Raw genomic sequence first — 380 nt, forward strand, 5'->3', positions numbered from 1 at the left:
GGCAAAATCTCCCGCAAAGTGGGGCGTGCAGATTGCGGGAATGATTTTTCAAACACGTTCTAGAACGTGCAGATTGTGGGAATGTTTTTTAAATACTCGCAAGGAAGGCAGGGTATGTAATATGAAAAAGAAGCAGGGGGCGAACTGCGAATATTGTGTAAACTATTCTTATGACGATGATTACGAGTGCTATACTTGTGATATGAACCTTGACGAAGATGAGATGTATCGTTTTATTACAGGAACCTATCACGATTGCCCTTATTTCCGCATGGGGGACGAGTACAGAGTAGTAAGAAAACAGATGTAAAAAAATTAAAATTACTATGTCAAGCGTTTTTGAAAATGTCCTAAAATAATTGAAGTATTAGCCCCGGCTT

Annotated in this window: 2 protein-coding genes; one reads left to right on the forward strand and one right to left on the reverse strand. The window is 39.2% G+C overall.

Features of this window, described 5'->3' with window-relative positions; all coding sequences use genetic code 11:
- Positions 1–52: DUF6783 domain-containing protein (locus LIZ66_RS20300; RefSeq protein WP_408611575.1), on the reverse strand; the 52-nt coding region annotated here is incomplete at its 3' end.
- A 69-nt stretch (positions 53–121) separates the two neighbouring features.
- Here LIZ66_RS20300 and LIZ66_RS18415 point away from each other — a divergent pair.
- The gene (locus LIZ66_RS18415) at positions 122–310 is read left to right on the forward strand and encodes a DUF6472 family protein (protein ID WP_118583318.1); all 189 of its coding nucleotides are present in this window, start codon (positions 122–124) and stop codon (positions 308–310) included.
- The last annotated feature ends 70 nt before the right edge of the window (positions 311–380 follow it).

The organism is Blautia faecis, assembly GCF_020554845.1.
In the GTDB taxonomy this organism is placed as follows: domain Bacteria; phylum Bacillota; class Clostridia; order Lachnospirales; family Lachnospiraceae; genus Blautia_A; species Blautia_A faecis.

What these genes read in the sequence shown, in the direction of transcription:
- LIZ66_RS18415 (WP_118583318.1), top strand. Translation starts at nt 122, where the DNA reads ATGAAAAAGAAGCAGGGGGCGAACTGCGAATATTGTGTAAACTATTCT.